Annotated in this window: 26 protein-coding genes; 20 read left to right on the forward strand and 6 right to left on the reverse strand. The window is 61.9% G+C overall.

The window, feature by feature from the left end; genetic code table 11:
• The first annotated feature begins 56 nt into the window (after positions 1–56).
• From RTP54_RS02810 to visR, 20 genes are all read left to right on the forward strand, one after another.
• Positions 57–869: a DeoR/GlpR family DNA-binding transcription regulator gene (locus RTP54_RS02810; protein WP_112818703.1), complete on the forward strand. Its 813-nt coding sequence runs from the start codon at positions 57–59 to the stop codon at positions 867–869.
• A gap of 124 nt (positions 870–993) precedes the next feature.
• Positions 994–1,983 (forward strand): rhamnose ABC transporter substrate-binding protein, encoded by a 990-nt coding sequence (rhaS, locus tag RTP54_RS02815; protein ID WP_112832733.1) that lies wholly within the window; start codon positions 994–996, stop codon positions 1,981–1,983.
• Positions 1,984–2,243: 260 nt separating this feature from the next.
• A complete protein-coding gene (locus RTP54_RS02820; RefSeq protein ID WP_112809453.1) occupies positions 2,244–3,740 on the forward strand; it encodes a sugar ABC transporter ATP-binding protein in 1,497 nt (498 codons plus the stop codon).
• On the forward strand, positions 3,737–4,717 hold the full coding sequence (locus RTP54_RS02825) for an ABC transporter permease (protein ID WP_112808926.1): 981 nt from the start codon (positions 3,737–3,739) through the stop codon (positions 4,715–4,717). The genes RTP54_RS02820 and RTP54_RS02825 overlap by 4 nt, the downstream gene beginning before the upstream one ends.
• On the forward strand, positions 4,717–5,721 hold the full coding sequence (locus tag RTP54_RS02830; protein ID WP_112808925.1) for an ABC transporter permease: 1,005 nt from the start codon (positions 4,717–4,719) through the stop codon (positions 5,719–5,721). The genes RTP54_RS02825 and RTP54_RS02830 overlap by 1 nt, the downstream gene beginning before the upstream one ends.
• Positions 5,722–5,728: 7 nt before the next feature.
• Positions 5,729–6,043, forward strand: coding sequence for an L-rhamnose mutarotase (gene rhaM, locus RTP54_RS02835; protein ID WP_312360793.1), 315 nt, complete (start codon positions 5,729–5,731; stop codon positions 6,041–6,043).
• A gap of 4 nt (positions 6,044–6,047) precedes the next feature.
• Positions 6,048–7,445: an FGGY-family carbohydrate kinase gene (locus RTP54_RS02840; protein WP_312360796.1), complete on the forward strand. Its 1,398-nt coding sequence runs from the start codon at positions 6,048–6,050 to the stop codon at positions 7,443–7,445.
• Between the two features lie 691 nt (positions 7,446–8,136).
• Positions 8,137–9,759 (forward strand): globin-coupled sensor protein, encoded by a 1,623-nt coding sequence (locus RTP54_RS02845; RefSeq protein WP_312360798.1) that lies wholly within the window; start codon positions 8,137–8,139, stop codon positions 9,757–9,759.
• A 41-nt stretch (positions 9,760–9,800) separates the two neighbouring features.
• The gene (locus tag RTP54_RS02850) at positions 9,801–10,094 is read left to right on the forward strand and encodes an STAS domain-containing protein (RefSeq protein WP_112808921.1); all 294 of its coding nucleotides are present in this window, start codon (positions 9,801–9,803) and stop codon (positions 10,092–10,094) included.
• A gap of 3 nt (positions 10,095–10,097) precedes the next feature.
• Positions 10,098–10,463, forward strand: coding sequence for a response regulator (locus RTP54_RS02855; protein WP_025425897.1), 366 nt, complete (start codon positions 10,098–10,100; stop codon positions 10,461–10,463).
• Positions 10,464–10,482: 19 nt separating this feature from the next.
• Positions 10,483–12,771 carry a chemotaxis protein CheA gene (locus RTP54_RS02860; RefSeq protein WP_312360803.1) on the forward strand — a complete coding sequence of 763 codons (2,289 nt, stop codon included), beginning with the start codon at positions 10,483–10,485 and terminating at the stop codon, positions 12,769–12,771.
• 5 nt (positions 12,772–12,776) lie between these two features.
• Positions 12,777–13,247: a chemotaxis protein CheW gene (locus RTP54_RS02865; protein ID WP_112816911.1), complete on the forward strand. Its 471-nt coding sequence runs from the start codon at positions 12,777–12,779 to the stop codon at positions 13,245–13,247.
• Positions 13,244–14,152, forward strand: a complete 909-nt coding sequence (gene cheR / locus RTP54_RS02870) for a protein-glutamate O-methyltransferase CheR (protein ID WP_112808919.1) — start codon at positions 13,244–13,246, stop codon at positions 14,150–14,152. The genes RTP54_RS02865 and cheR overlap by 4 nt, the downstream gene beginning before the upstream one ends.
• Positions 14,149–15,207 carry a protein-glutamate O-methylesterase CheB gene (gene cheB, locus RTP54_RS02875; protein WP_112808918.1) on the forward strand — a complete coding sequence of 353 codons (1,059 nt, stop codon included), beginning with the start codon at positions 14,149–14,151 and terminating at the stop codon, positions 15,205–15,207. The genes cheR and cheB overlap by 4 nt, the downstream gene beginning before the upstream one ends.
• Positions 15,207–15,596: a response regulator gene (locus RTP54_RS02880; protein ID WP_025425902.1), complete on the forward strand. Its 390-nt coding sequence runs from the start codon at positions 15,207–15,209 to the stop codon at positions 15,594–15,596. Before cheB ends, RTP54_RS02880 begins: the two co-directional genes overlap by 1 nt.
• Positions 15,593–16,147 (forward strand): chemoreceptor glutamine deamidase CheD, encoded by a 555-nt coding sequence (cheD, locus tag RTP54_RS02885; protein ID WP_053250482.1) that lies wholly within the window; start codon positions 15,593–15,595, stop codon positions 16,145–16,147. The genes RTP54_RS02880 and cheD overlap by 4 nt, the downstream gene beginning before the upstream one ends.
• A gap of 73 nt (positions 16,148–16,220) precedes the next feature.
• Entirely contained in the window at positions 16,221–16,613 is a 393-nt protein-coding gene (locus tag RTP54_RS02890) for a hypothetical protein (RefSeq protein WP_112808917.1), read from the forward strand.
• A gap of 359 nt (positions 16,614–16,972) precedes the next feature.
• On the forward strand, positions 16,973–18,649 hold the full coding sequence (gene fliF / locus RTP54_RS02895; RefSeq protein ID WP_112808916.1) for a flagellar basal-body MS-ring/collar protein FliF: 1,677 nt from the start codon (positions 16,973–16,975) through the stop codon (positions 18,647–18,649).
• A gap of 839 nt (positions 18,650–19,488) precedes the next feature.
• Positions 19,489–20,229 (forward strand): transcriptional regulator VisN, encoded by a 741-nt coding sequence (gene visN, locus RTP54_RS02900; RefSeq protein ID WP_112808915.1) that lies wholly within the window; start codon positions 19,489–19,491, stop codon positions 20,227–20,229.
• Between the two features lie 12 nt (positions 20,230–20,241).
• Positions 20,242–20,982 carry a transcriptional regulator VisR gene (visR, locus tag RTP54_RS02905; protein ID WP_112808914.1) on the forward strand — a complete coding sequence of 247 codons (741 nt, stop codon included), beginning with the start codon at positions 20,242–20,244 and terminating at the stop codon, positions 20,980–20,982.
• Positions 20,983–20,993: 11 nt separating this feature from the next.
• Here the strand turns inward: visR and RTP54_RS02910 are convergent, their stop codons facing one another.
• The 6 genes from RTP54_RS02910 to motA form a co-directional block, all read right to left on the reverse strand.
• Positions 20,994–21,434 carry a hypothetical protein gene (locus tag RTP54_RS02910; RefSeq protein WP_112816885.1) on the reverse strand — a complete coding sequence of 147 codons (441 nt, stop codon included), beginning with the start codon at positions 21,432–21,434 and terminating at the stop codon, positions 20,994–20,996.
• Positions 21,435–21,439: 5 nt separating this feature from the next.
• On the reverse strand, positions 21,440–22,519 hold the full coding sequence (gene flhB, locus RTP54_RS02915) for a flagellar biosynthesis protein FlhB (RefSeq protein ID WP_112808912.1): 1,080 nt from the start codon (positions 22,517–22,519) through the stop codon (positions 21,440–21,442).
• Positions 22,520–22,752: 233 nt separating this feature from the next.
• Complete coding sequence (gene fliG / locus RTP54_RS02920; RefSeq protein WP_112808911.1) at positions 22,753–23,784, reverse strand: flagellar motor switch protein FliG; 1,032 nt, start codon at positions 23,782–23,784, stop codon at positions 22,753–22,755.
• Between the two features lie 29 nt (positions 23,785–23,813).
• Positions 23,814–24,434: a flagellar motor switch protein FliN gene (gene fliN, locus RTP54_RS02925; protein WP_312360834.1), complete on the reverse strand. Its 621-nt coding sequence runs from the start codon at positions 24,432–24,434 to the stop codon at positions 23,814–23,816.
• Positions 24,435–24,494: 60 nt separating this feature from the next.
• The gene (locus tag RTP54_RS02930; RefSeq protein WP_112816883.1) at positions 24,495–25,442 is read right to left on the reverse strand and encodes a FliM/FliN family flagellar motor switch protein; all 948 of its coding nucleotides are present in this window, start codon (positions 25,440–25,442) and stop codon (positions 24,495–24,497) included.
• 4 nt (positions 25,443–25,446) lie between these two features.
• Entirely contained in the window at positions 25,447–26,325 is an 879-nt protein-coding gene (gene motA, locus RTP54_RS02935) for a flagellar motor stator protein MotA (RefSeq protein ID WP_112808908.1), read from the reverse strand.
• Between the last annotated feature and the right edge of the window lie 36 nt (positions 26,326–26,361).

A 26,361-nucleotide genomic window follows, 5' to 3' on the forward strand; every position in this document is an offset into this window, starting at 1 on the left:
TTTGTGATTGACAATGTTTGGTCGTGATGGAAGCATGCACATTATCGGAGGAGCGGATGCACGAGAAAGAAAGACATCGGATCATTCTGTCGGCGGTTCAGGAAAAGCCCGTCGTCACGGTGCCGGAACTGGTCGACCTGACCGACAGTTCCGAGGCGACGATCCGGCGTGATATCGCAGCACTCCACGTGCAAAAGCGGCTGCGGCGCGTGCGCGGCGGAGCGGAGGCGATCAATCCGCCGCAATTCGTCGGGCTTGCCGGCCGGCCGTTCAAGGTCAATGAAAGTCTGCATGCCCGCGAAAAGCAGGCAATCGCCAAGGAAGCGGTGGGGCTGTGCGAAGACGGCGAGCCGATCATCATCAATGGCGGCACCACCACGTTCCAGATGGTGCATTTTCTCACCAACCGGCGCATGCAGGTCTTCACCAACTCGTTTCCGATTGCCGAGCACCTGCTCAAGCATTCGAAGAACACGGTGATGCTGTCGGGCGGCACGATCTATCGCGAGCAGAACATCATCCTGAGCCCGTTCGACAATGACGTGACGCGCAATTTCTATGCGCGCCGCATGTTCATGGGAGCCCAGGGGCTCGGGCCGCTCGGCCTGATGGAAGCGGATCCGCTGCTGATCCAGGCCGAACAGAAGCTGATCGATCAGGCCGACGAACTCGTCGTGCTGGTCGATTCCTCGAAATTCCACAAGCGCTCCAGCCTCATCCTGTGCGGATTGAAGCGGATCGCCACTGTGATCACGGATCAGGGCATCGAGGACAGGCATGCCGCGATGCTTGAAAATGCCGGCGTGCGCCTGGTGATCGCCAATGCCAGGTCCGGCGCCGATACGCAGACTGCATCCTCGACCGCTTGAGACGGTCGGGGGAGGGGGAGATCGGCACCGGTCGCAAAAGACCGGGCCGGTCTTGAATTGGAGAAGGTCAGTGCCGGACGATGCGATCATCCCGGTCGCGTTCCGGTCCATGGGAGGAGTGGAAATGAAGATCCTGAAATCATTGATGGTCACGGCCGCCGTTTCGCTGGCGTTGATGGCCAATGCCGCGCATGCGGAAAACAAGAAGATCGCGCTCGTCGTCAAGGCGCTCGGCATCGGCTTCTTCGAAGCCGCCAACAAGGGCGCGCAGGAAGCCGCCAAGGAACTGGGCAATGTCGAGGTGATCTATACCGGCCCGACGACGACGACCGCGGAAGGCCAGATCGAGGTGATCAACTCGCTGATCGCCCAGAAGGTCGACGCGATCGCGGTATCGGCCAACGACACCGATGCGCTCGTTCCGGCGCTGAAGAAGGCGATGGATCGCGGCATCAAGGTCATTTCCTGGGACAGCGGCGTGGCCAAGGACGGCCGCCTGATGCACCTCAACCCGTCTTCGAGCCCGCTGATCGGCAACATGATCATCAAGCTCGCCGCCGACAATCTGCCGGATGGCGGCGACGTCGCGGTGCTCTCGGCAACCGCGACCTCGACCAACCAGAACGTCTGGATCGAGGAGATGAAGAAGGTCCAGGGCAACTACAAGGGCATCAATGTCGTCGCGACCGTCTACGGCGATGACCTGGCCGACAAGTCCTACCGCGAGACGCAAGGGCTCATCCAGTCCTATCCGAACCTGAAGGCGATCATTGCGCCGACCTCTGTCGGTATCGTCGCCGCGGCCCAGGCCGTCACCGACGCCGGCAAGATCGGCCAGATCAACGTTACCGGTCTCGGCCTTCCCTCGGAAATGGCCGGCCACGTCAAGTCGGGCGCTTCCAAGTCCTTCGCCATCTGGAACCCGATCGATCTCGGCTATTCCGCCACGATGATCGCCAATGATCTCATCAACGGTGCCGAAGCCAAGCCGGGTGCGGAGCTGAAGATGGGCCGCATGGGCGCCGTCAAGCTCGACGACAACAATGAAGGCGCCATGGCCGACCCGTTCGTCTACGACGCCAAGAACGTCGAAGAGTTCGCCAAGATCTTCTGATCGGCGAGGGGCGCTTGATCGCATCGCCGCCCCTCATCCGCCTGCCGGCACCTTCTCCCCGCCTACGGGGAGAAGGGACAAGCGGCATGATCGGTCGTCCCCATGCCACCAGTGAGTGGCAGGCTGCCAACGGACCCCCTCTCCACGCGAGCGGGGAGAGGGTTGGGGTGAGGGGCCATTTTGCAGACTGCTGCGCGCTCGACGTGAGGCACACAAATCAGGCGGAACTGAACTTGCTGCAGGACCAGACCACATCGCGGATGAAACCCGCCATCGCGCTCGAAGGGATTTCCAAGTCCTTTCCTGGCGTCAAGGCCTTGTCCGACGTCTCGCTTTCGCTCTATCCGGGTTCGGTGACGGCGCTGGTCGGCGAGAACGGCGCCGGCAAGTCGACGCTCGTCAAGATCCTGACCGGCATCTACCAGCCTGACGGCGGCAGCATCCGTGTCGCCGATACCGAAACGACGTTCCCGACAGCGCTATCCGCCGCACGCGCCGGCGTCACCGCCATTCACCAGGAAACGGTGCTGTTCGATGAGCTTTCGGTTGCCGAAAACATCTTTCTCGGCCATGCCCCACGCAACCGTTTCGGCCTAATTGACTGGAAGAAACTGAACGCCGATGCGCGCGCCCTTCTGCACCGGGCCGGTGCCGACTTCGATCCGACCATCCGGCTGCGCGATCTCGGCATCGCCAAGAAGCATTTGGTGGCGATCGCCCGGGCGCTTTCGGTCGACGCCCGCGTCGTCATCATGGACGAGCCGACGGCGGCGCTGTCGCACAAGGAAATTCACGAGCTCTACGCGCTGGTCGAACGGCTTAAGGCCGACGGAAAGGCGATCCTGTTCATCAGCCACAAGTTCGACGAGATCTTCCGTATCGCCGATCGCTACACCGTCTTTCGCGACGGAACGATGGTCGGCGAGGGGCTGATCGCCGATGTCGCCCAGGACGATCTCGTGCGCATGATGGTCGGGCGCGCCGTGGGCTCGGTCTATCCGAAAAAGGACGTGGTCATCGGCGAGCCGGTGCTGACCGTCTCCGGCTATCGTCACCCGACCGAATTCGAGGACATCAATTTCGAACTGCGGCGCGGCGAGATCCTCGGTTTCTACGGGCTGGTCGGTGCAGGCCGCTCCGAATTCATGCAGTCGTTGATCGGCATCACTCGCCCGTCGGCTGGCGCCATCCGGCTCGACGGCGAGATCCTGGTGATCCGCAGCCCGTCCGAGGCCATCAGGAGCGGCATCGTCTATGTGCCGGAGGAGCGCGGTCGCCAGGGCGCGATCATCGGCCTGCCGATCTTCCAGAACGTAACGCTGCCCTCCCTGTCGCGCACCTCGCGCTCCGGCTTCCTGAAGCTTGCCAACGAGTTTGCGCTTGCGCGGGAATATACATCGAGGCTCGACCTGCGCGCGGCGTCGCTTGACCAGGATGTCGGCACGCTTTCGGGCGGAAACCAGCAGAAGGTGGTCATCGCCAAGTGGCTGGCTACCAAGCCGAAGGTCATCATCCTGGACGAACCGACCAAGGGCATCGACATAGGCTCGAAGGCCGCCGTCCATGCCTTCATGAGCGAGCTTGCGGCCCAGGGCTTGAGCGTCATCATGGTCTCGTCCGAAATTCCCGAAATCATGGGCATGTCCGATCGCGTCATCGTCATGCGCGAGGGCCGCATCGCCGGCCGCTTCGAGCGGAACGAACTGACGGCGGAAAAGCTGGTGCGTGCGGCGGCCGGCATAACGGAGGCCGCGTGATGGCCAAGCTCCTGAAAAATCGTGAACTGCTGCTCGTCGGCGCGATCCTGGTGCTGATCGCGCTGATCGCCTGGCGCTTCCCGCCCTTTGTCGCGCCGGCCAATCTGGCGCGGGTCTATAACGACACCTCGATCCTCATCATCCTGGCGCTCGGCCAGATGGCGGTGATCCTGACGCGCTGCATCGATCTGTCGATGGCGGCCAACCTCGCTCTTTCCGGCATGGTCGCGGCGATGCTGAACGCCGCGTTTCCCGGCCTGCCGATCCCGGTCATCATCCTTTCGGCAATGGCGCTCGGCGCCATCCTCGGCATGATCAACGGCGCGCTCGTCTGGAAGCTCGACATTCCGCCGATCGTCGTCACGCTCGGCACGCTCACCATCTATCGCGGCCTGATCTTCCTCTTGACCAACGGCAAGTGGATCAATGCGCACCAGATGAGCGATGCCTTCAAGAGCTTTCCGCGCGCCGACCTCGCCGGCCTTCCGGTGCTCTCCTGGCTGTCGGTCGTCATGGTCGCGGTGATGTTCCTGGTGATGAGCCGCACCGCCCTTGGCCGCGCCTTCTTTGCTGTCGGCGGCAACCCGCATGCGGCGGTCTATACCGGCATCGATGTTGGCCGCACCCGCTTCTTTGCCTATTGCCTTTCGGGCACGCTTGCCGGCCTTTCCGGCTATCTCTGGGTCTCGCGCTATGCGGTCGCCTATGTCGATATCGCCGCCGGCTTCGAACTCGACATCATCGCCGCCTGCGTCATCGGCGGCATCTCGATTGCAGGCGGCATCGGCTCGGTTCCTGGCGCGGTGCTCGGCGCCCTGTTCCTCGGCGTCATCAAGAACGCGCTGCCGGTCATCAACATCTCGCCGTTTGCCCAGATGGCGATCTCCGGCATGGTCATCATCACGGCCGTTGCCGTCAATGCCCGCGCCGAACGGCGCAAGGGTCGCGTCATCCTCAAGAAGGCGGAGGCTGTCTGATGGCCGAAACGCATCTTTCCCCCCGCAACATTCCCGACCGGCTGGAAGGGCGAAGCGCGCGCCTGCTGAAGAGCTGGGAAAGCCTGCTGCTCGTCGTCGCCTGCCTGATCTTCCTCGGCAATTCCTTTGCCTCGCCCTATTTCCTGGATCCGTGGAACCTGTCTGACGCCACCTTCAACTTTACGGAAAAGGCGATGATCGCCTTCGCCATGGCCCTGGTGATCATATCCGGTGAGATTGATCTTTCGGTCGCCTCGATCATCGCACTTGCCTCGACGGCGATGGGCTATGCCGTCCAGCTCGGCTTCGACACGCCGGCGCTGGTGGTGGTCGGCCTGTCCGTCGGCCTTCTCTGCGGCATCGTCAACGGCCTCCTCATTACCGGCCTCGGCCTGCCGTCGATCGTTGTCACCATCGGCACCATGAGCCTCTTTCGCGGCCTGTCCTTCATCATCCTCGGCGATCAGGCCTTCACCGGCTATCCCGACAGCTTCTCCTGGTTCGGCCAGGGCTATGTCTGGTGGGTGTTTTCCTTCGAGTTCACGCTGTTCGTCGCATTGGCCATCGTCTACGGCGTGGTCCTGCACAAGACCAATTTCGGCCGCGCCGTCTATGCGATCGGCAACAACCAGACGGCAGCGCTGTTTTCCGGCATCCGTGTCGGCAGGGTGAAGTTCACGCTGTTCCTGCTGACCGGCCTGATGGCCGGGCTCGCCTCGATCTGCCTGACCTCGCGCCTCGGTTCGACCCGCCCGTCGATCGCGCTTGGCTGGGAACTGGAGGTGGTCACCATGGTCGTGCTCGGCGGTGTCAGCATTCTCGGCGGCTCCGGCACCATTCCGGGCGTGGTGCTTGCGGCCCTGATCATGGGCATGGTCACCTTCGGCTTCGGATTGCTGAACGTGCCGGGCATCGTCATGTCGATCTTCATCGGTCTGCTGTTGATCTCTGTGATCGCTTTGCCCATCCTTTGGCGCCGCGCCCGCCGCCGTCTTGCCCACTGAGGTCTCCATGGAAAAATACGCCTTTCGCATGCGGCTCAATCCGGGAATGGCCACCGAATATGCCGCGCGCCACGATGCGATCTGGCCTGAGCTGGTGACGCTGCTGAAGGAGGCGGGCGTCTCGGACTATTCTATCCATCTCGACGAGGAGAACGATCTGCTCTTCGGCGTTCTCTGGCGCGCGCACGATCACCGCATGGCCGATCTGCCTTCCCATCCCGTCATGCGGAAGTGGTGGGCGCATATGGCCGATATCATGGAGACACGCGCCGATAACGAGCCGGTCGCGGTGCCGCTCAAAACCGTCTTTCACATGAGCTGAGCCGATGCGGATCGTGGGCGTCATCGATATCGGCAAGACCAATGCCAAGGTCGCGGCAGTCGATCTCGACCGTTTCGAGGAAATCGCCGTCCGCAAGACCGCCAATGGTGTCGTCGGCAGCGATCCCTATCCGCATTTCGACGTCGAGCGCCTCTGGGCCTTCGTGCTTGAAAGCCTGAAGGCGCTTCAGGCGGAGCATCCCCTCGAGGCGATTTCGATCACCACCCACGGCGCGACGGCGGTGGTGCTCGACGAGGCCGGCGCGCTTGCCCTCCCTGTGCTCGACTATGAATTTGGCGGGCCGGATACGCTCTCGGAGGACTATGAGCGCATTCGACCTCCGTTTGCCGAAACCGGTTCCGCCCGCCTGCCGATGGGGCTGAATGTCGGCGCGCAGCTGTTCTGGCAACAACAGACCTTTCCCGACGCGTTCGACCGGGTCTCAACGATCCTGACCTATGCGCAATACTGGACGTTCCGTTTGACCGGTGTTCGCGTCAACGAACTGACGTCGCTCGGTTGCCACACCGATCTGTGGAACCCGACGGCGGCCTCCTTCTCGACACTGGTGGAAAGCCAGGGTTGGGGGCATCTGTTTGCGCCGGTTCGCAAGGCCAACGAGATCGTCGGTCCGCTTCTGCCTGAGCATTGCGCTGCCACGGGTATTCCCGCGGGCACCCCCATCTATTGCGGCATTCACGATTCCAACGCGTCGCTGCTGCCGCACCTCTTGACCCGGCAAGCGCCGTTCTCCGTGGTCTCTACCGGCACGTGGGTGGTGATGCTGGCGGTCGGCGCCGACAGGGTGGCACTCGATGAACACCGCGACACCTTGATCAACGTTAACGCGCTCGGCGACCCCGTGCCCTCGGCACGCTTCATGGGCGGTCGCGCCTTCTCGCTGCTCGTCGGCGACAACGCCCCGTCCGCATCGTTCGAAGACGAGCAGGCGGTAATTGCGGCAGGGCATATGCTGCTGCCGTCCGTTCCGGCGGGCTCGGGTCCGTTTCCATCTGCCACGGCACGCTGGACGATGGACGAGACCGAACTGACGCCGGGCGGCAAGGTCGCCGCCGTATCCTTCCACCTGGCCTTGATGACGGCGACGTGTCTCGATCTCATCGGCGCGCGTGGGGAGATCGTGGTGGAAGGGCCGTTTGCCGCCAACGCCGCCTACCTGCGCATGCTGCAGGCGGCAACGGGGCGCCCGGTTCTGGCCGACAGTCAGAATGTTACCGGCACCAGCCTCGGCGCCGCCAGCCTCGTCGACGGCAGCCAGGTGCGAACGGGCGTGCGGGCCTTTGCCGGCCCCGTGCCCGACATCTTTGTGCGCTATGCAAAAGATTGGTGCACGTTGACGAAACGCCATGTGCAGCAAGGCGACGGCGGTCAGCAACGGTGAAGTAAAGGCAAGTTGATGCGGCGCGCAGGCGACGGGTCGGTCGCTATGAAGCGTATTCTTTGCTTAGAAAACCGAGCTGCGGTTGGTCGAGCGGTTGTGCTCGAGGCTGAGTACGATCGATACGGCCATCATCGTCAGGATTGCTGTGAGTGCGGCGCCAATTCCAAGAACAATCATTGTTCGTTTCCCGTCAGCGCATCGTCATGATTGCGCTTTGCTTTCTGCAAAGGTTTCTCGCGCGCGATCTGCGCCCACTTCACTTTCGCTTCGATACGCGAGCGCAAGTAGAAGTACAATTCTAAACTCTTGTGAGTGAAAACCTGTTGAAATCCGGGGCCAATAGTCCGGCATTGTTGCGCCGCAAAAACAGCACCGGGAAACACTCCGCGAATTTTAGTGATTCCGGTTACAGGCTATCTACCGTTAACCTTCAAGCAAGGAATTAACCATAAACATTGTCCCACACGTCGGAATGGGAAAATTCACAGTCTCCTCAAGGCATGATGCCGCCCCGCCGTACCGGTTCCGGTCCGGTATCGATTCGTCATCGAATTTACTTGCGGGATGGACGATAGCAGACGCCAGATGGCGGGGGCTGTTCTCATTGGAATGGCGTGCACGTCCGGTGGACCGTGGACCGCCCTGAACCTCCCCAGGCAAATTCCAAGCATGCAAAGCCGGGGATTTCGCGTTGAGGCAGGAAGCATCGTCAGAACAGGCAAGGAAGGGCCAGGCAGGCAGTCTGCTGGAGCGCTTGCGCTTTGCCGGGCTCGACGACGAGAGCTGCGCCCGCGTCCGCGACACCAGGCAGAAGCTTTCCCCCCGCATCGATGCGGCCCTTCGCGATCTTTTCCAGCGCCTGCAGAGCTATCCCGACGCGGCGCGCCATTTCGACAACGACCGCCAGCTCGATCGCCTGCACGACATCCAGTCCTCACACTGGAACGTGCTGACCGATGCCCGTTTTGACGGCCTCTATGCCGAGCGCGTCAAGGTGCTCGCCGATACCTCCAACCGCATGGGTCTCGACCCGCGCTGGCAGATGGCAAGCCACGCGGTTGTGCTCGAGCACCTGGTGGTCGGCCTGATCGAAGAGGCCTGGCCCAAATCCTTCCTGCCGATGGGCCGGGGACGGCGCAAGGAGCTGTGCGATCTGGTCGCCGCTCTCGTTCGCACCGTCTTCGTCGATACCGAGATCGGCGTCTCGCTCCGCTTCAACGGTCTGCGCCAGCAGCATCAGCGCCAGCTTGCCGACCAGCACGCCGCCGACGAGCAGGCGGTAACGACGCTTTTCGGCGATTTTGCCAAGGGCTTGAACGAGGGTGACCTCGGCGTGCGGCTGTCGGAGACTGCACCCGAGGCCCACCGTCCGATCGTCGCCAGCCTGAATGCGGCGCTCGAAACGATCCAGCAGGGCCTGCAGTCCGCCGACCAGCGCGGCCAGGCCGCCGAGGCCTTTGCCGGGCGTCTGCGACAAGGCGCTGCCTTCTTTTCCGACAAGGCAGCAGCGGAAGCCGATGCGCTCTCGGGCCAGATTGCGGCCCTGACCGACATGACCGAGCGCATGGCGACCGGCTCGAGCCGCATCAGTGCCACCGAGACGAAGGCCAACGAGACACGCGTTGCCGTCGAGCGCAGCGGCGAGATTGCCGGACAGGCCATTTCCGCGATGGCCGATATCGAGGCATCGGCCGAAAAGATCGGCCAGATCATCGGCGTCATCGACGAGATCGCCTTCCAGACCAATCTTCTGGCGCTGAACGCCGGCATCGAGGCTGCGCGCGCCGGCGACAGCGGCCGTGGCTTTGCCGTCGTCGCGCAGGAAGTGCGCGCTTTGGCGCAGCGCTCCGGCGAAGCGGCACGCGAAATCAAGCAGCTGGTGACCGGCACCAAGGCACAGGTCGAGACCGGCGTCGAAATCGTCGGTCGCACCCAGGATGCGATCAGCAGCATCGTCGAGCAGGTGACATCGATCAATGCGGCCGTTTCCGGCATCGCCCGCGAAGCCGAACAGCAGGTCGGCGACCTCAAGGGCGTGACATCCGACATCGGCGCGATTTCGCACGCCGTCAAGACGAGCGCGGCGATGGCGGGCGAGACCGTTCGTTCTTCCGATGATCTGCACAATGTCATCGTCGAACTCGGCGAGACGATCCGCAGGTTCCGTGTCGAACGTCGCCACGCGGCTTCACCAATACAGGCGACAAGCCAGGGACGCAGCCTCGCGGCTCCCCTGGCTGCGGTCGAAGAGGAAATGGCGGCGCCGTTGTTCGATGACGGTCCGCAGCGTCAGTTCGCCGGTTGGCAGCGCTGATCGCAAAAGCACTCAAGAGTTCGCAGTTGAGGAAAACAGGAATGGCCAGCAAGAAGACCGCTCAAAAGACGCTCAGCCTCGCTCCGGTGCTGGACCTGAACGAAGCGACGGCGCTGCATGAGAAGCTTTTGGGCCTGAAAGGCAGCGATCTCGTCATCGACGCCTCCGCCGTGGAGCGGGTGGGAACGCTCTGCGTTCAGGTGCTGATGGCCGGTGCCAAGACTTGGGACGAGGATCATTTGTCTTTCACCTTCAGCAAGGTGTCGGACGCTTTCGAGAAAACGACACAGCTCATCGGGGTCGATATCGACCACCTGATGGCAAAGGAGATTTGAAGAATGAAAAAGCGAGTCCTGACAGTCGACGACTCCCGGACGATCCGGAACATGCTTCTGGTCACGTTGAACAATGCCGGCTTCGAGACGATCCAGGCGGAAGACGGCGTCGAGGGCCTCGAGGTTCTCGAGGAAGCCAATCCTGACGTTATCGTCACCGACATCAACATGCCCCGTCTCGACGGCTTCGGCTTCATCGAGGGCGTGCGCAAGAACGATCGCTACCGCGCCATTCCGATCCTGGTCCTGACCACGGAAAGCGATGCCGAGAAGAAGAACCGCGCCCGCCAGGCCGGTGCTACCGGCTGGATCGTCAAGCCGTTCGACCCGACCAAACTCATCGATGCAATCGAGCGCGTAACGGCCTGAAGTCCGAGGATAGCCTCCAATGGATATGAACGAAATCAAAGAGATCTTCTTTCAGGAGTGCGAGGAACAACTCGCCGAACTGGAATCGGGTCTGCTGAAGCTCAATGACGGCGACCGCGATCCGGAAACGGTCAATGCCGTGTTTCGCGCCGTGCACTCGATCAAGGGTGGCGCTGGCGCCTTCGGGCTCGACGACCTCGTCTCGTTCGCGCACGTGTTCGAGACGACACTTGATTGCGTTCGCTCCAACAGGCTCGACCCCGGTCCTGAGGTTCTGAAGGTAATGCTGAAGTCGGCCGACGTTCTGGCCGACCTGACCAATGCTGCCCGCGATGGCGGTAGCGTCGACGAGGCGCGCAGCCGCCAGCTGATCAAGGAGCTGGAAGCGCTCGCCAACGGCGAAGTTCTGCAGGCGTCGGCCGCCCCCGAACCGGTTGCCAAGGCAGCCCCGGTGGCTGTTGCCCCCGTCGTCAACGACGAAGGCTTCCAGCCGGTGGCGTTCTCCTTCGACGCTTTCGAAGCGGACGAGCCTGCGCTCCTTGACATGCCGACCTACGAGATCGTCTTCAAGCCGAAATCGGATCTCTATGCCAAGGGCAACGAGGCAACGCTGCTTCTGCGCGACCTCTCCCGTCTTGGCGAGATGAGCATCCATTGCGACATGGACGCGCTGCCGGCGCTCGATCGCCTGAGCCCGGAATCCGCCTACTTCGCCTGGAAGATCTCGCTGAAGACGGACAAGGGCGAGGATGCGATCCGCACCGTGTTCGAATTCGCCGAGTGGGATTGCGACCTCGAGGTCACGCTGGTTGCTGGCGATGCCGCCGCACCCGGCGAGGAGCTGCCGATGCAGCCCGTGCCCTTCGACCTCTCCATCCTCGACGACGAGCCGGCAGTGTCGGTCGGCGTGATCGAGGAAGAAGAGCAGCTGGCTGCCCAGCAGGAAATCCGCGATGCGGCCGTTTCGGCGGCCGCCACCGCCAGCAATGTGCTGCAGATGGCCCAGTCGGCCACCCGCGCACCCGCTGAAAAATCGGCAGGCGCTGCGGCCAGTGCTGCCGCGCAGTCGGCCGCCGCCCAGCAGGCTGCCGCGTCCGCCGCGACCCCGACCATTCGTGTCGATCTCGATCGCGTCGACCGCCTGATCAACCTTGTCGGCGAGCTCGTGATCAACCAGGCGATGCTGTCGCAGAGCGTGGTCGAAAACGACGCCAACGGCACGTCCTCGATCAACATGGGCCTCGAAGAGCTGCAGCAGCTCACCCGCGAGATCCAGGATTCGGTCATGGCGATCCGCGCCCAGCCGGTAAAGCCGGTGTTCCAGCGCATGTCGCGTATCGTTCGCGAAATCGCCGACATGACCGGAAAGTCGGTTCGACTGATCACCGAAGGCGAGAATACCGAAGTCGACAAGACGGTCATCGACAAGCTGGCCGAGCCGTTGACGCATATGATCCGCAACGCCGTCGACCACGGCCTGGAAACGCCTGAGAAGCGTCTTGCTGCCGGCAAGAGCGCCGAAGGCACTGTGCGCCTGACGGCAAAGCATCGTTCGGGCCGCATCGTCATTGAACTGGCCGACGACGGCGCCGGCATCAACCGCGAGAAGGTGCGCCAGAAGGCGATCGACAACGACCTGATTGCAGCCGACGCCAATCTCTCCGACGAGGAGATCGACAACCTGATCTTCCACGCCGGCTTCTCGACGGCCGACAAGATCTCCGACATTTCCGGCCGCGGCGTAGGCATGGACGTGGTCAAGCGCTCGATCCAGGCGCTCGGTGGCCGTATCAACATCTCGTCGAAACCCGGCCATGGCTCGATCTTCACCATGAGCCTGCCGCTGACGCTCGCCGTTCTCGACGGCATGGTCGTCACTGTTGCCAACCAGACGCTGGTGGTGCCGCTGACGGCAATCGTCGAGACGCTGCAGCCGGAAGCCGCCGCCATTCATTCCTTCGGCTCCAACCAGCGGCTGATCTCGATCCGCAATTCCTTCTGCCCGCTGGTCGATGTCGGTCGCATCCTCAACTTCCGCGCCAGCCAGGCAAACCCGGTTGAGGGTGTGGCCCTTCTGGTGGAATCGGAAGGCGGCGGCCAGCGCGCACTGATGGTCGACGCCATCCAGGGCCAGCGCCAGGTCGTCATCAAGAGCCTCGAGGCCAACTACACCCACGTGCCCGGCATCGCTGCCGCGACCATTCTCGGCGACGGTCGCGTGGCGCTCATCCTCGACGTCGACACGATCGTGGCCGCATCACGTGGCCATTCGCTCAAGCCTGAAATGTCACTCGCTGCTGCTGGATGAATGTGATGACCTATGCCGCAAGGAATCTGACCACGGACGGACGAGAGCTGATTGCTTTCCGCGTCGGCGATCAGGAGTTCTGCGTGAACGTGATGTCCGTCCGCGAAATCCGCGGATGGACGCCGGCAACGGCGATGCCGCATGCGCCGGACTATATGCTCGGCATCATCAATCTGCGCGGCGCGGTATTGCCGATCGTTGATCTCTCGGCACGTCTCGGCATGAAACCTGCCGAGCCGACGGTCCGGCATGTCATCATCGTTGCCCAGGTGAAGAACCAGGTGGTCGGGATGCTCGTCGATGCCGTCTCCGACATCCTGACGATCACCGACGACAAGATCCAGCCGACGCCGGATGTCGTGTCTTCGGAATTCGAACGCAGTTTCGCCCGTGGCGTGCTGGCAATCGAGGGCCGGCTGATCTGCCTGATCGAACTTGAATCTGTCTTCCCGCAGGAAGAAAGGGAAGCAGCATGAGAAACCAGGCCATTCTGGACCAGAAACAATCGCCCGACGAGTGCCTGGCAAGCGGCGAGTATCCGCTGACCCGCCGCGATCTCACGGAAATCGCCGCGATGATCTATGCCGACGCCGGCATCTATCTCAACGAGACCAAGGCATCGCTGGTCTATTCCCGGCTGTCGAAGCATATCCGCAATCTCGGCCTGAAGGGGTTCCGCGACTACTGTCAGCTGGTTTCCTCACCGGCGGGGGCTGCTGCCCGTCGCGACATGCTTTCGCACCTGACGACGAATTTCACCCGCTTCTTTCGCGAGAACCATCATTTCGAGCATCTGAAGACGGAGGTTCTGCCCGAGCTGATCGCGCGCGCCAAGGCCGGCGGTCGAGTGCGCATCTGGTCTGCCGCCTGCTCGGATGGCCAGGAACCCTATTCGATCGCCTTGACGGTGCTGTCGCTGCTGCCGAACGCGGCGGACTACGATTTTCGCATTCTCGCCACCGACATCGACCCGAAGATCCTGGCGCTGGCCCGGGCCGGCGCCTATGACGCCACGGCGCTGGAAACGGTCAATCCGGCCATGCGCAAGCAGTGGTTCGACGAGGTCAATTCCGGCGGTCGCTTCAAGTGGCAGATCGACGATCGCGTCAAGCGGCTGATCACCTTCAACGAACTGAACCTGATGGCGCAGTGGCCGTTCAAGGGACCGTTCGACGTCATCTTCTGCCGCAACGTCGTCATCTACTTCGACGAACCGACACAGATGAAGATCTGGTCGCGCTTTGCCGGAATGCTCGCCAGCAATGGCCATCTGTACATCGGTCATTCCGAGCGCGTGTCGGGCGACGCCAAGTCGCAGTTCGACAACATCGGCATCACCACTTACCGCCATACCGGCAAGTTTCAGGGAGGACGGGTATGACCGCACCCGCTCGCGTTCTCGTCGTCGATGACTCGGCCACCATGCGTGGCCTGATCACGGCCGTTCTCAACTCCGATCCAGGCGTCACCGTCGTCGGCCAGGCGGCCGATGCCATGGAAGCGCGCCAGGCGATCAAGCAGCTCGACCCCGATGTCGTCACGCTCGACATCGAGATGCCCAACATGAACGGGCTGGAATTCCTCGACAAGATCATGCGCCTGCGGCCGATGCCGGTCATCATGGTGTCGACGCTGACGCACAAGGGTGCGGAAGCGACGATCGCGGCGCTCGAGATCGGTGCGTTCGACTGCGTCGGCAAGCCGCTTCCGGGCGATCCCAATCCTTTTGCCGGTCTGATCGACAAGGTAAAGGCGGCCGCCCGCTCGCAGCGCAAGTTCATCATCACCGGCAACAAGGCGGCAGCGCCTGCTGCCGCAAACGTCAACAGCGCTTCCGAATATCGGGCCGGACGCAAGATCGTTGCGATCGGGGCCTCCACTGGCGGCGTCGAGGCGCTGATCACCGTGTTGCAGAAATTCCCGGCGAACTGCCCGCCGACGGTGATCACGCAGCATATGCCACACACCTTCACCAAGAGCTTTGCCGAGCGGCTCAATCGCCTGTGTGCGCCAACGGTGCAGGAAGCAACCGACGGCGCGCGCCTGGAAATTGGCAAGGTCTATCTGGCACCGGGCGGCGAGCGCCACCTGCAGGTCGCCAACCCCACGGCACCCTGCTGCCGCCTCATCGATCGCGATCCGGTCAACGGTCACCGTCCTTCTGTCGACGTGCTGTTTGATTCCGTCGCCGAGCTTGCCGGTCGCAATGCGATCGGCGTCATCCTGACGGGCATGGGCCGTGACGGCGCATCCGGTCTTCTGAAAATGCGGCATGCCGGAGCAAAGACCTTCGGCCAGAACGAAAAGACATGTGTCGTCTACGGCATGCCGAGAGTTGCCTATGAATTGGGCGCCGTCGAAACCCAGCTCCCCCTCGGTTCCATCGGGGAAGAGATACTGAAGACAGCGGCGCTCCGGAAGGAAGGAAGCGAATAATGTCCATCGCCGAAAAAATCAAAGTTCTGATCGTCGACGATCAGGTCACGAGCCGACTGCTTCTGGGCGATGCCCTGCAGCAGCTGGGCTTCAAGCAGATCACCGCTGCCGGTGACGGGGAACAGGGCATGAAGATCATGGCCCAGAACCCGCACCACCTGGTGATCTCCGACTTCAACATGCCGAAGATGGACGGCCTTGGCCTGCTCCAGGCGGTCCGGTCCAATCCGGCTACGAAGAAGGCCGCATTCATCATTCTGACGGCGCAGGGCGACCGCGCGCTGGTGCAGAAGGCCGCGGCACTCGGCGCCAACAACGTGCTGGCCAAGCCGTTCACCATCGAAAAGATGAAGGCCGCGATCGAAGCCGTATTTGGGGCACTGAAATGAACATGGAAGCCGTCGGCAAGCGCGTGCATGTCATTCAGGGCGAGTACAAGGTCTTCAACGATCCCAATGTGGTGTTGTCGACCATTCTCGGTTCCTGCGTGGCCGCGTGCATGCGCGATCCTGTGGTCGGAGTCGGCGGCATGAATCATTTTCTGCTGCCGGGTTCAGCATCGTCGCCCGCATCCGGCGGCGATGCGACCCGCTATGGGGTCCACCTGATGGAGCTCCTGATCAACGGTCTGTTGAAGCAGGGCGCCCGTCGCGATCGATTGGAAGCCAAGATCTTCGGTGGCGCCAAGACCATCGCGCGGTTCTCGAATGTCGGCGAGCAGAATGCCGCCTTCGCCCGGCAGTTCCTGCTCGACGAAGGCATCCGCATCGTCGGCGAGAGCACCGGAGGCGAGCACGGCCGCAAACTCGAATACTGGCCGTCTTCGGGCCGTGCCCGTCAGTACGCGCTCACAGGGGTCGAGACCCAGCGCACGGTCCAGCTGGAAGAGCGTCCCGTGGTGGCTCCGCGTCCGGTCGAAAGCTCCATCGAATTCTTCTGATCCTGCGGGGTTCGCTCCGCCGGCCGACCACACTGCCTTGACTATCGCCAGACAAACCACGTGAGAACCGCCAATGCAGACTGACTACCAGGCCCACATGCCGCACGTGGAAGAATCGCTGCCCGAAGTGTTGATGCGCGTCGTCACCGAACTTCACGACGTCGCCTATCTCATCGAACGCATCGAGCCGCAGCTACTCGGCGGCCGCGGTCCCACCGCACTCGATAATCCCGACGACATGATGGTGCTGCAGGGTATTGATCTGGCAGTCCAGAAGACCCGCGGCCTCGCGGAGTTCATCGACACGATCACGGCCGCAATTCCTGAAACCTGCCTCGTCGACGTGACGACAGCCGTCAATCTGGTCAAGCTCGCCGACATGAAGAAGGCGCTCGGCAACGGCATGCTGCGCCACGGTCATTCGCAGCCGCTGACGAAGGCGGCAGGCGATTTCGAGGCGTTCTAGCCTTTTACCCGAAGGCACCAAACGCGCTTTTCATTCAGAACGGGCGCAAAAGGCGGGGTCATCACGCGTCCCCGCGGCTCCGCCCGGCCGGGGAACAGACGGCGTGTCGGGGGAGCATCGACCGCCGGTGCGGCCAGATTTCTCTACAGCTTTATCTCCCGATTTCCCCGCAAGAGCGGGCGAAAGCCAAGTTCGCGCAAGTTTCGTTTCCTACGGTCCCGATCGGGGCTGATGGATTCGTGTGTATTGGACGCCGTTACGGGGCACGCGAAACCCACCAAACCCGAATGTTGGAACTGCGCAGGGCGCTCGTCGGATGACCGGCTCGAACGTTTTGCGATACTGGGTGCGGAAACAGAATGAGTCTGTTGAATCAATTTTCGATGTTCACGAAGAACCTCGCCGGGCTGGGGCAGGGCAGGCTGATAGCGCTGGCGGCCGCCGGCATTATCGCTGTCGGCATGGTCCTGGGGGCAGGTATCTACGTCAACAGGCCATCGTTCGAGACGCTCTATGTCGGGCTCGAGCGAAGTGACGTCACCCAGATCAGCATCGCGCTCGCCGAAGCCAACATCGACTTCAATGTCGGTGCCGATGGCGGCACCATTCAGGTCCCGGTCGGCATGACTGGCAAATCACGGCTGCTGCTCGCCGAGCGCGGCCTGCCGAGCAGCGCCAATGCCGGCTACGAACTCTTCGACAATGTCGGCTCGCTCGGCCTGACCTCCTTCATGCAGGAAGTCACGCGGGTTCGCGCGCTTGAAGGCGAAATCGGCCGCACCATCCAGCAGATCTCCGGTATCGCCGCCGCCCGCGTCCACATCGTCATGCCGGAGCGCGGCAGCTTCCGTAAGGCGGACCAGAACCCGACCGCCTCGGTTATGATCCGCGCCAGCGCCACGGTCGGCCGCAGCGCGGCAGCGTCGATCCGCCATCTCGTCGCCTCGTCCGTGCCCGGGCTCGACGTCGACGATGTCACCATTCTCGATTCGACCGGCCAGCTGCTGGCCTCCGGTGACGATCCGGCAAACAGCGCTCTCAACCAGTCGCTGGGCGTGGTCCAGAACGTCCAGACCGAGCTTGAGAAGAAGATCGACAACGCGCTCGCGCCATTCCTCGGCATGGACAACTTCCGCACGAGCGTCACCGCCAGCCTCAACACCGACACGCAGCAGATCCAGGAAACAGTGTTCGACCCGGAATCGCGTGTCGAGCGCTCCACCCGCGTCACCAAGGAAGAGCAGAAGTCCAGCCAGCAGCAGCCGGACAATGCCGCAACCGTACAGCAGAACATTCCTCAGGCCGCCCCGAAGGGTGGCGCCGGCCCGCAGTCGAGCGACCAGGCCGAGAAGAAGGAAGAGCAGACCAACTACGAGATCAACAGCAAGACCATCGCCACCGTGAAGAACAGCTACACGGTCGAGCGCCTGTCGATTGCCGTGGTCGTCAATCGTGGTCGCATTGCCGCCATGGTCGGCGAGCCTGTCGATCAGGCCAAGATCGACGCCTACCTGCAGGAGATGCAGAAGATCGTGTCGTCGGCGGCCGGCATCGACGCCAACCGCGGCGATGTGGTGACCCTCAACGCCATGGACTTCGTCGAGACGCAGCTGCTCGACCAGGCCGTCGCCGGTCCGGGCATCATGGAGACGCTGACGCGCAATCTCGGTGGCATCATCAACGCGCTCGCCTTCGTCGTCGTCGCCTTCCTGGTGGTCTGGATGGGCATGCGGCCGCTTGCCCGGCAGCTCGGCCTTGGCGGCAGCTCCGGCCAGCTCGCCAACGAATCCGCCGGTCTCGAATTGCCCGATTTCTCGCCGGCCACCGCCGGTGCCGGAGGCGCGCTCATGGACGGCTTCGGTTCCGACTTCGGCTTCGACAGCACCGACGACCTGCTCAGCATGGGCGAGGACGCCGGCGCCTTCAACCGGCGCGTCAAGGAAGGGCCGGAAAGGCGTCTGGCACGCATGGTCGAGATCAGCGAAGAGCGCGCTGCAAAGATCCTGCGCAAATGGGCCATCGAAAAAGCCGCCTGATCACACACAGAAATCGTCCGATTGTCGAAAATCCCGCCCTCCAGGCGGGATTTTTCGTCTGACAGGCGTCCGGGATGCGGCGCACCTGTCCCCATGTCCGGTGCAAATATTGTGCGAGTCCCGACCGTCGTTGCCATCGGTCGCCGTAGCCCTGGCAAGAATCGTCGCGTCGTCGCCGGAGTCATGGATGCGACCCGCGATTGTAATAGTTTAACCAGATCTTAATTTGTAGATTCCGCCGCCGCCGCACAGTCGCCGCCGCGCCGTCGGTTTACTGCGATCGCGCGCGTCAATACATAGATGATGTGGAATATAAAGCGAGATCTTCGCTAATAATGCGCAACATATTCCGTATTTATATATCGATAGACTACGGCTCTTCGGGTAAATAATTGATGCATTTTCGCAACAGGCGCCGTTCTAAAGTACAATTCGTACCTATTCGTCGCTTTTTCTCATTCTCATGAATGGCGGGAATGGCGTTGAAATGGCGCTCGTGGCGACTCCCGGCGCTGCGCAAATTCGTTGCGGCAGCGGAGCAAGGGCAAGCTGATTACCAAAACTCTCTTAAATATCAACGCTATGTCGAAACGCAAACTGGCCGCAGCCGAAACGAGACGATGACAATGCAGCATCTTCACGAATCGTTTCATGAAAGGATGGCGAAGTAAATAGCGAGAAGATGGCGGTGGTTTTTTTTGAGGACGGATGTACATTTTTAGCAGTTGATTCGCGTCCTGAACTGCGACTGGTGGTGATATTCGGCTTGGGCCGGCTGTTGGCGGCGACAGTGCAAGCGCAGGTTCCAGGGCGGTGAATCCGGCACGGGGGCTGACATCATGGACATTTCGCAAGCAGACATAACTGTCTGGCCTTTGCCGACAGCGTCGACACGCCTGCGTGGCGGCGGGCTCAGTCGTGATCAGTTGTTCCGGCGGCTGGGCGAGCTGGCGGGCCGTGCCAATCTGGCAAGCGGGCTTGCCGCACTCACCGAATATGTTGGAGCCAGTCAGTATCTTCTGGCGCGCTACGATCTCTCTCAGGACAACGGGCTGGACTTCGTCGTCTGCTCTGACTGGCCGTTCGATATCGTCAGGCGGCTTTCGGGCGTCGTGACCGGGCTGCACGCCAAGACGACCGAGCTTGAAAAATGCCTTTCGGTGCTGCAGCCGATGTTTTACGCGCTGCCCGACGACATCGACCTGCCGCGCGGCATCAGCCGCGAGTATTGCGCGGTCACCTTCAACGTCGGGCGACTGCGCTTTTCGTTGATGCTGCTTGTGCCGGAGGATGTGATCCTTTCGCAGGAAAGCCTGCGTGACGTGACCCTGCTTGCGGGATATCTCGCCAGCTTCACGACCCGTGCCGAGGTCCGAAACGACCGCGATTTCGAGCTCACCGATCGCGAGCTTGAGTGCCTCTTCTGGATCGCCGAGGGCAAGACCAGCGAAGAGATCGCGGTCATCCTTGGGATCTCGCGCAACACGATCAACAACTACATCACCAGCGTCATGCGAAAGACGGCCACGCGAACGCGCTCGGAGGCGATTGCCTATGCCGTGCGAAACAATCTGGTCTGAGGGGCGAGACGAATGACGCATTTTCTCGCCAACGGACGCAGCGACGATGATCGGCTAAGCCGCAGTGGCAAGGCGGCGCGAGCCGCGACCCTGATCACACGGTTGCAGGCAATGCAGCGCCAGATCAATGCCAAGCATTTCGCTGTGCTCAGGCTCAACGGCAAGGGCATGGGCGCGGTGCGCAAGCTGACCTGCGTGCTAGACAACTGGGGCATGTCGTCCGAAGCCAACGCCCATGAGCTGATCACGCATTACGGCGAGGAACTGACCGCCCATCTCGATACCTCGCTGTTGCCGGTGCTGTGGAACGGCTCGGGCGAACACCAGGCCGCCGAGATGTCCGATTTCGGACACTTCGCCCACCGACTGAAAGGGCGCAAGCTGTCCTATTCCGGCATCGCCTTTCCCGTTCGGCTCGGCGCACAAGGCAACGGCTATGTCGTCTTCGTCGGCAGCTACGTCGATGCGACGACAGACCAGGTCGTCGATCTTCATGGCCGTAGCTGCACGATCATGACCGACCTTCTGGCCGCCGACGAAAAGCGCATGGTGCACGCCGAGACGCTCAGCGATCGCGAAATCGCCTGCCTGCAGATGGCGGGCGACGGTCACATCAGCGAGGAGATCGCCGAGCGGATGGGGCTCTCCGTCCACACGGTCAACGCCTATCTCGGCGCTGCCACGACCAAACTCGATTCCGTCAACCGGATCCAGGCGATCGCCAAGGCCATAAGGCTTGGCTACATCAGCTGACCGCCGGACGGTCAGCTTGCCAAGGGCAGCTCATAGGATTTGATGAACTTCGCTTCCGACAGGCTTTTTGCGAGAAAGGCCGTGTTTTCGTCCGGATCGGCCGAGGGGTTCTGGAACGTGATGTGGCTGATCTCGATGCCGGCGGTGTCGTTTCCGAGCGAGAGGCGCACATAGATCGTCACGCCGCGCGGCTTCAGCTCCAGGTCGAGCACGATTTCCGGCTCGCTGTCCCAGTCGAGATTGTAGTTGCCGCCGAGACCGAAATTGACGGTTCCGGGCAGGAAATACAGCTCGGCGGCCGATTCAACGAGGTCCGCGAGGCTGGCATAGGATTCGAAACGCAGGAGAGCGATGAAATCCGCAGCGTCTATGAGACGCAATTCGGTCGCCACAGGGCGGATCGCTTCGGCTACTAGCTGTTCCCGTCTCTCGGAGAATTCGCACTTTTTCATCGGCGTTACGTCATCCGTTTTGGTTGCGATTGCGCGTGCACCCTGTGAATGAGTTCGGCAACTGCCTTGTAAAACACGGGTGGAATCACACTATCGACCGAGACTTGTGCAAACATGGAGCGTGCAAGCGGCGGATCCTCGAAGACCGGAATGCCGTTTTTCTCCGCAATCTCGCGGATCTTGAGGGCGACGAGGTCCTGGCCGAGCGCAACGACCACCGGCGCATCGCTTTCTTCGCGCACGTAGCGCAGCGCAACGGCATAGTGGGTCGGGTTGGCGATCACCAGCGTCGCCCGCGGCACGGATGAAATCATGCGCTTTCGCGCCCGATCGCGCTGTATCGAGCGAAGGCGCGACTTGACGATCGGGTCGCCCTGCGCCTGCTTCATCTCCTCCTTCACTTCCTGCTTGGTCATCATCAGTTCGGTGTACCAATGGTGCCGCGACCAGAAGAGATCGGCGATCGCCAGAACGGCGGTCGCCAGCATGATGACGATCATGATCTGGTTGAGATCCGACGTCATCGTCGAGAAGATCCTGACCGGATCGGAGAACATCAGGTCGAGCGTCGAGAAGTAGTCGTTCCACAGAACGAGCACGACGAGGATCGAGATGATGATGATCTTGAACAGCGACTTTCCGAATTCCACCAGACCCTGGACGCCGAAGATGCGTTTCAGCCCGGCGATCGGCGAAACACGGTTCATCTTCGGCTGGATGCGGTCGAGCACCGGTCGAGGCAGGTTCTGAAAGATCGACGAGCCGACGCCGAAGACGATAAGCAGCACGAAGACGGGAACGAGCAGTGCCGTCGACTTCCAGGCGAGATGCGTCATCAGCGCCACCACATCGGTGGCGTTGTTCAGGCGCCAGGCTTCCGGTTGCTCGAAGATATCCTTGAGCGCCTCGGCAACCGTGCTCGCGCCATCGGTCAGGAAGAAGACGAAGAAGATGTAGATCGCGACCGTAGAGGCGAAGGTGGTCGCTTCGCGGGAAAAGGGGACGTTGCCTTTGTCGGCGGCGTCGGAGATCTTTTTCTCCGACGGGGATTCAGTTTTGCTGTCCTTATCCTCATCGTCCGACATGCGACAGGAAGTCTCCCGACCGGTTTCCACACGCCAGCGCTGATCGTGCGCTGCCTGTAGTGAACCCGCAAACCGGAGCAGACAAGGGTTTCGTCGGGGCAATCCGGCGGGGTCAACAGGAAAAGCGGCGCCTTCGCTGCGTCAAAGCAAAAACGCGGGCTTTTGGCCCGCGTTTTGGTCTGGCAATCAGCCTGTTGCCGGGTCCTTGAAAGGATGCCCGACCACCCATTGCATCAGGCGGCCTTTGCTTCCTTGTCCTTCAGTTCCAGCTGGCCGCTTGCGGCAAGCCGGATCGCCTCCTGGGTGATCGAGCGGCGGGCAATGGCGATGTCGCGCGGGTTGATGCCGGCGTCTCCCATGGCCAGATCCGATTCGATCATGCGGCGCTGGCGCGCGCCGATCGAGGCGAGAACCGATTCGCGCAGGTCCATGGTCGAGCCGCGCAGCGCCATGGTGATGATGTCGGTGGAGACATCGTTGAAGAGCTGAACGCGGCTGCGCTGCGGCATGTAGAGAACATCGTCGAAGAGGAAGATCTTCGGACGAACCTTCTTGGCCGATTCCGTGCTGAGCGATTCGAGCGAGGCGAGCAGGGTATCGACCTGCGGCTTGTCGAGCTCGTTCATCACTTCGGCAATCTTGGTGGGGCCTGCGGAATTGCGCTCCGCTTCCATCTCGCCGATCATTTCCATGACGCGGTTCTCGATGATCGACGCTGCCTTGGCGCTGACGTCCTTCATGTTGACGGCGCGCTTCAGGATGTCGGGCCGCTGCTCTTCGGAGAGCTGCAGCAGCACCTTGGCGCCAAAGTTGGAAGGCATCATCGACAGCACGTAGGCGATCGTCTGCGGATGTTCCTTGGCCAGCTGCAGCGCGACTGCGACCGGGTCGCACTCCTGCAGTCGGTCCCAGATATTGGCTTCGTAGGACTGGAAGGTGGCGCGGCGACCGAGCAGGCCGTCGACTTCATCCGGCGTCAGGCCTTCCTCGAGAATGCTCTCGATCGCCTTGGCGTTATCCATCAGGCCGGCGCCTTCGGTGAACAGGTCCTCGAATTCGTTGACCAGCGCTTCCAGTTCGTGGGGAGGGATGGCCCGCAGCGACTGTGCCGAGGCGATGATCGCCTGCAGTTCGCTCTGGGTGAAGAATTTCAGCAGCTTTCCGGCGACGGTCTTGCCCATCGCCAGCAGAACGGCTGCGGCCTTGTCGGTCTGGTTGAGAGGCCTGGAAAGTGCCTGGGCCTCAAAACTTTCGAAATCCATCATGGATTCATCCCTCGCCCAATAATTGGGTTTTATGACTTCTTGCTGCCCTTGATCTCGATGAGCTTGACGCCGAACCGGGTGTCGTCGCCTTCGAGAACGGTAATTTCGCCACGGCCGATGATCCGGCCGTTGACCATGATTTCGACCGGTTCGCCGATCCGTCGATCGAGCGAGATCGTGGCGCCTTCGATCAGGTTCATGAGGCCGGAGACCTGCATCCGGCTGGTGCCGAGAACGATCTGGACATCGATCGGGATGTCCATGATCAGATCGAGATTGGCGTTCATGCCGCTGCCCGGCGGCGTATCGACGACGGTTTCACCGGCATCGAAGGTCGACGCGCCGAAATCGCTCGTGCCGAAGGTGCTGCCGCCGAAATCGGTGGACGCAGGCGTTGCCGACAGGTCGCTGCCGAACGTGTCCGAACCGAAGTCGCCGCCAAAGGCGCCAAGGCCGTCGGTGGGCGCGGCGAAGTCACCGCCGAACTCGGAGGTGCCAAGCGCGTCGCTGCCGAACTCGGCGCCAAAGCCTGCGGGCGCGTCCGTGTCTTTCTTGAGAACACCGCGCAGATCGTCGATCGCCTGGTCGAGTTCCATGTCTCCGACAGCGACTGCGGCCTGTTCGTTGAGTGGTGCTTTCTTGGGTGCCATGTGCGAACTATTCCAGTTGAAGCTTGCCTCAGGCCTACTGCCTGGCGACGGCGAGCCGAATTAACTCATGATGTGGCGAAGGATGTCCTGTTCGGAGCCGTGGGTGTCCTTCACCCGCACGGTGTATTTCGCACCCGATCGGCCGAACTCGCAGACATAGAGATCGCGGCCGTTGGCGTTCACGTCGACGCGAACGTCCTGGGCATCGTGGAAGGGGATGATGTCGCCGGCCTGCAGGCGGCTGATCGTGTCGAGCGTCAGGCTTTCCAGCCGGATCCGCGCCTCGATGGTGACGGCCGAGCGGCGAACCTGCTCCTCCATCTGCTCGGTCCATTCGGACTTCAGCTTGCGGTTCTGGCCCGCACCCTTCGGAAACACCACCTGCGTCTTCAAGAGCACGCTCTGCGGCACGATGATCGAGAAGGTCGACAGCACGGGGCCGAAGCCGATCGTCATGTCGATCGCTGCCGCATGCACGTCCTCGAGCGTCGGGTCGGGCTTGCCGCGGGCAGAACTGTTGTAAGCGCGCGAAACGATCGGTTCGAAACCGCCAGCCGCATTGACGGCGGTGCGCAGCACGTCGGCGATCTTCTCGAAGATCGGCTGGGCAACGTCGATTTCGATCGGCGAAAGGGTGCGCGGCTGCGGCTCTTCGATGTCGGTCGGCTCCGCGCCCAGTAGCGCTTCGACCATGGTGATGATGATCGGACTGTCGCAGCTGATCTGAAAGTCTGGAGCCCAGTTGCGAAGCGAGACGTCGCTGATCAGCACGCCGCTGCCGAGCTCGGCGATCAGGCCGTTGCGAAGTCCGGTGCGAAAGCCGGCATAGCCGATGGCAATGTCGAGGCCGGTTTCCGCCTTGCAGATGTCGGGAAGGAATTCGCCGAACACGTGGCCGAGATCAAGCGCCACCCGGCCGATCGCGCGATCGTCGCCGAGTGCGCCGGTCATGCGCGCCAGGAGTTTCCTGTCGAAGGGATGGACGTTTGTCGGTGTTCCAGATGTCATCGGATCAGGCCGCCTTGCTTTCGCTGCCGCCGCCGGGGTTCATCATCTCCTGCTCGACGGCGTCGATCGAGGGACGCTCGTAGGCCGAAATGGTCTTGCGCCCGTATTCGAGAGCAACCTGCGGAACGGAACCGTTCATGTAGGCAAGCAGCGTCTGCTTGACGATGATGTAGAGCCGGTTCTGCTTTTCGCGCACGGCTTTGACGTTGGCGACCAGCGGAGCGACGATCGAATAGGAGAGGAACACGCCGAGCAGGGTGCCGACGAGGGCGGCGGCGATCTTGGCGCCGAGAACTTCCGGCGCTTCGCTGATCGCGCCCATCGCCTTGATGACGCCGAGAACCGCCGCGACGATGCCGATCGCCGGGAAGGCGTCGCCCATGATGGTCATGGCATGGTAGGATTTCATCTTGTCGTGGGTGATGGTCTGGATTTCCTCATCCATCAGCGCCTCGATCTCGTGCGAGCGGGCGTTGCCGATGATGATCAGGCGGACGTAGTCACAGATGAACGCCGTCAGCTCCTTGTTCTTCAAGACGGTGGGAGCCGACTGGAAGATCGAGGATTCCTCAGGATTGTCGATGTGGCTTTCGATCTCGTTGCGCGACTTCGTTCTCAGATCGCGCATCAGCGAGTAGAGAACGCCGAGCGTGTCGAGATATTCGCGCTCCTTTGGAACCTTGTTGCGAAACGCCTCGCCCAGCGCCTTGCCGGTATCCTTAACCACCTTCATCGAGTTGGCCATGATGAAGCCGCCGATGCCGGCGCCGCCGATAATCAGCAGTTCGAAAGGCTGGTTGAGGACTTCCATATGGCCGCCCATGGCCACGTAGCCGCCGAGAATACAGCCGAAAGTCACAATAAGCCCGATGATGATGTTCATTTCGATACCCGTCACGATCCCATTTTTCGTCTAACG

Source organism: Ensifer sp., from assembly GCF_031989085.1.
Lineage (GTDB): Bacteria > Pseudomonadota > Alphaproteobacteria > Rhizobiales > Rhizobiaceae > Ensifer.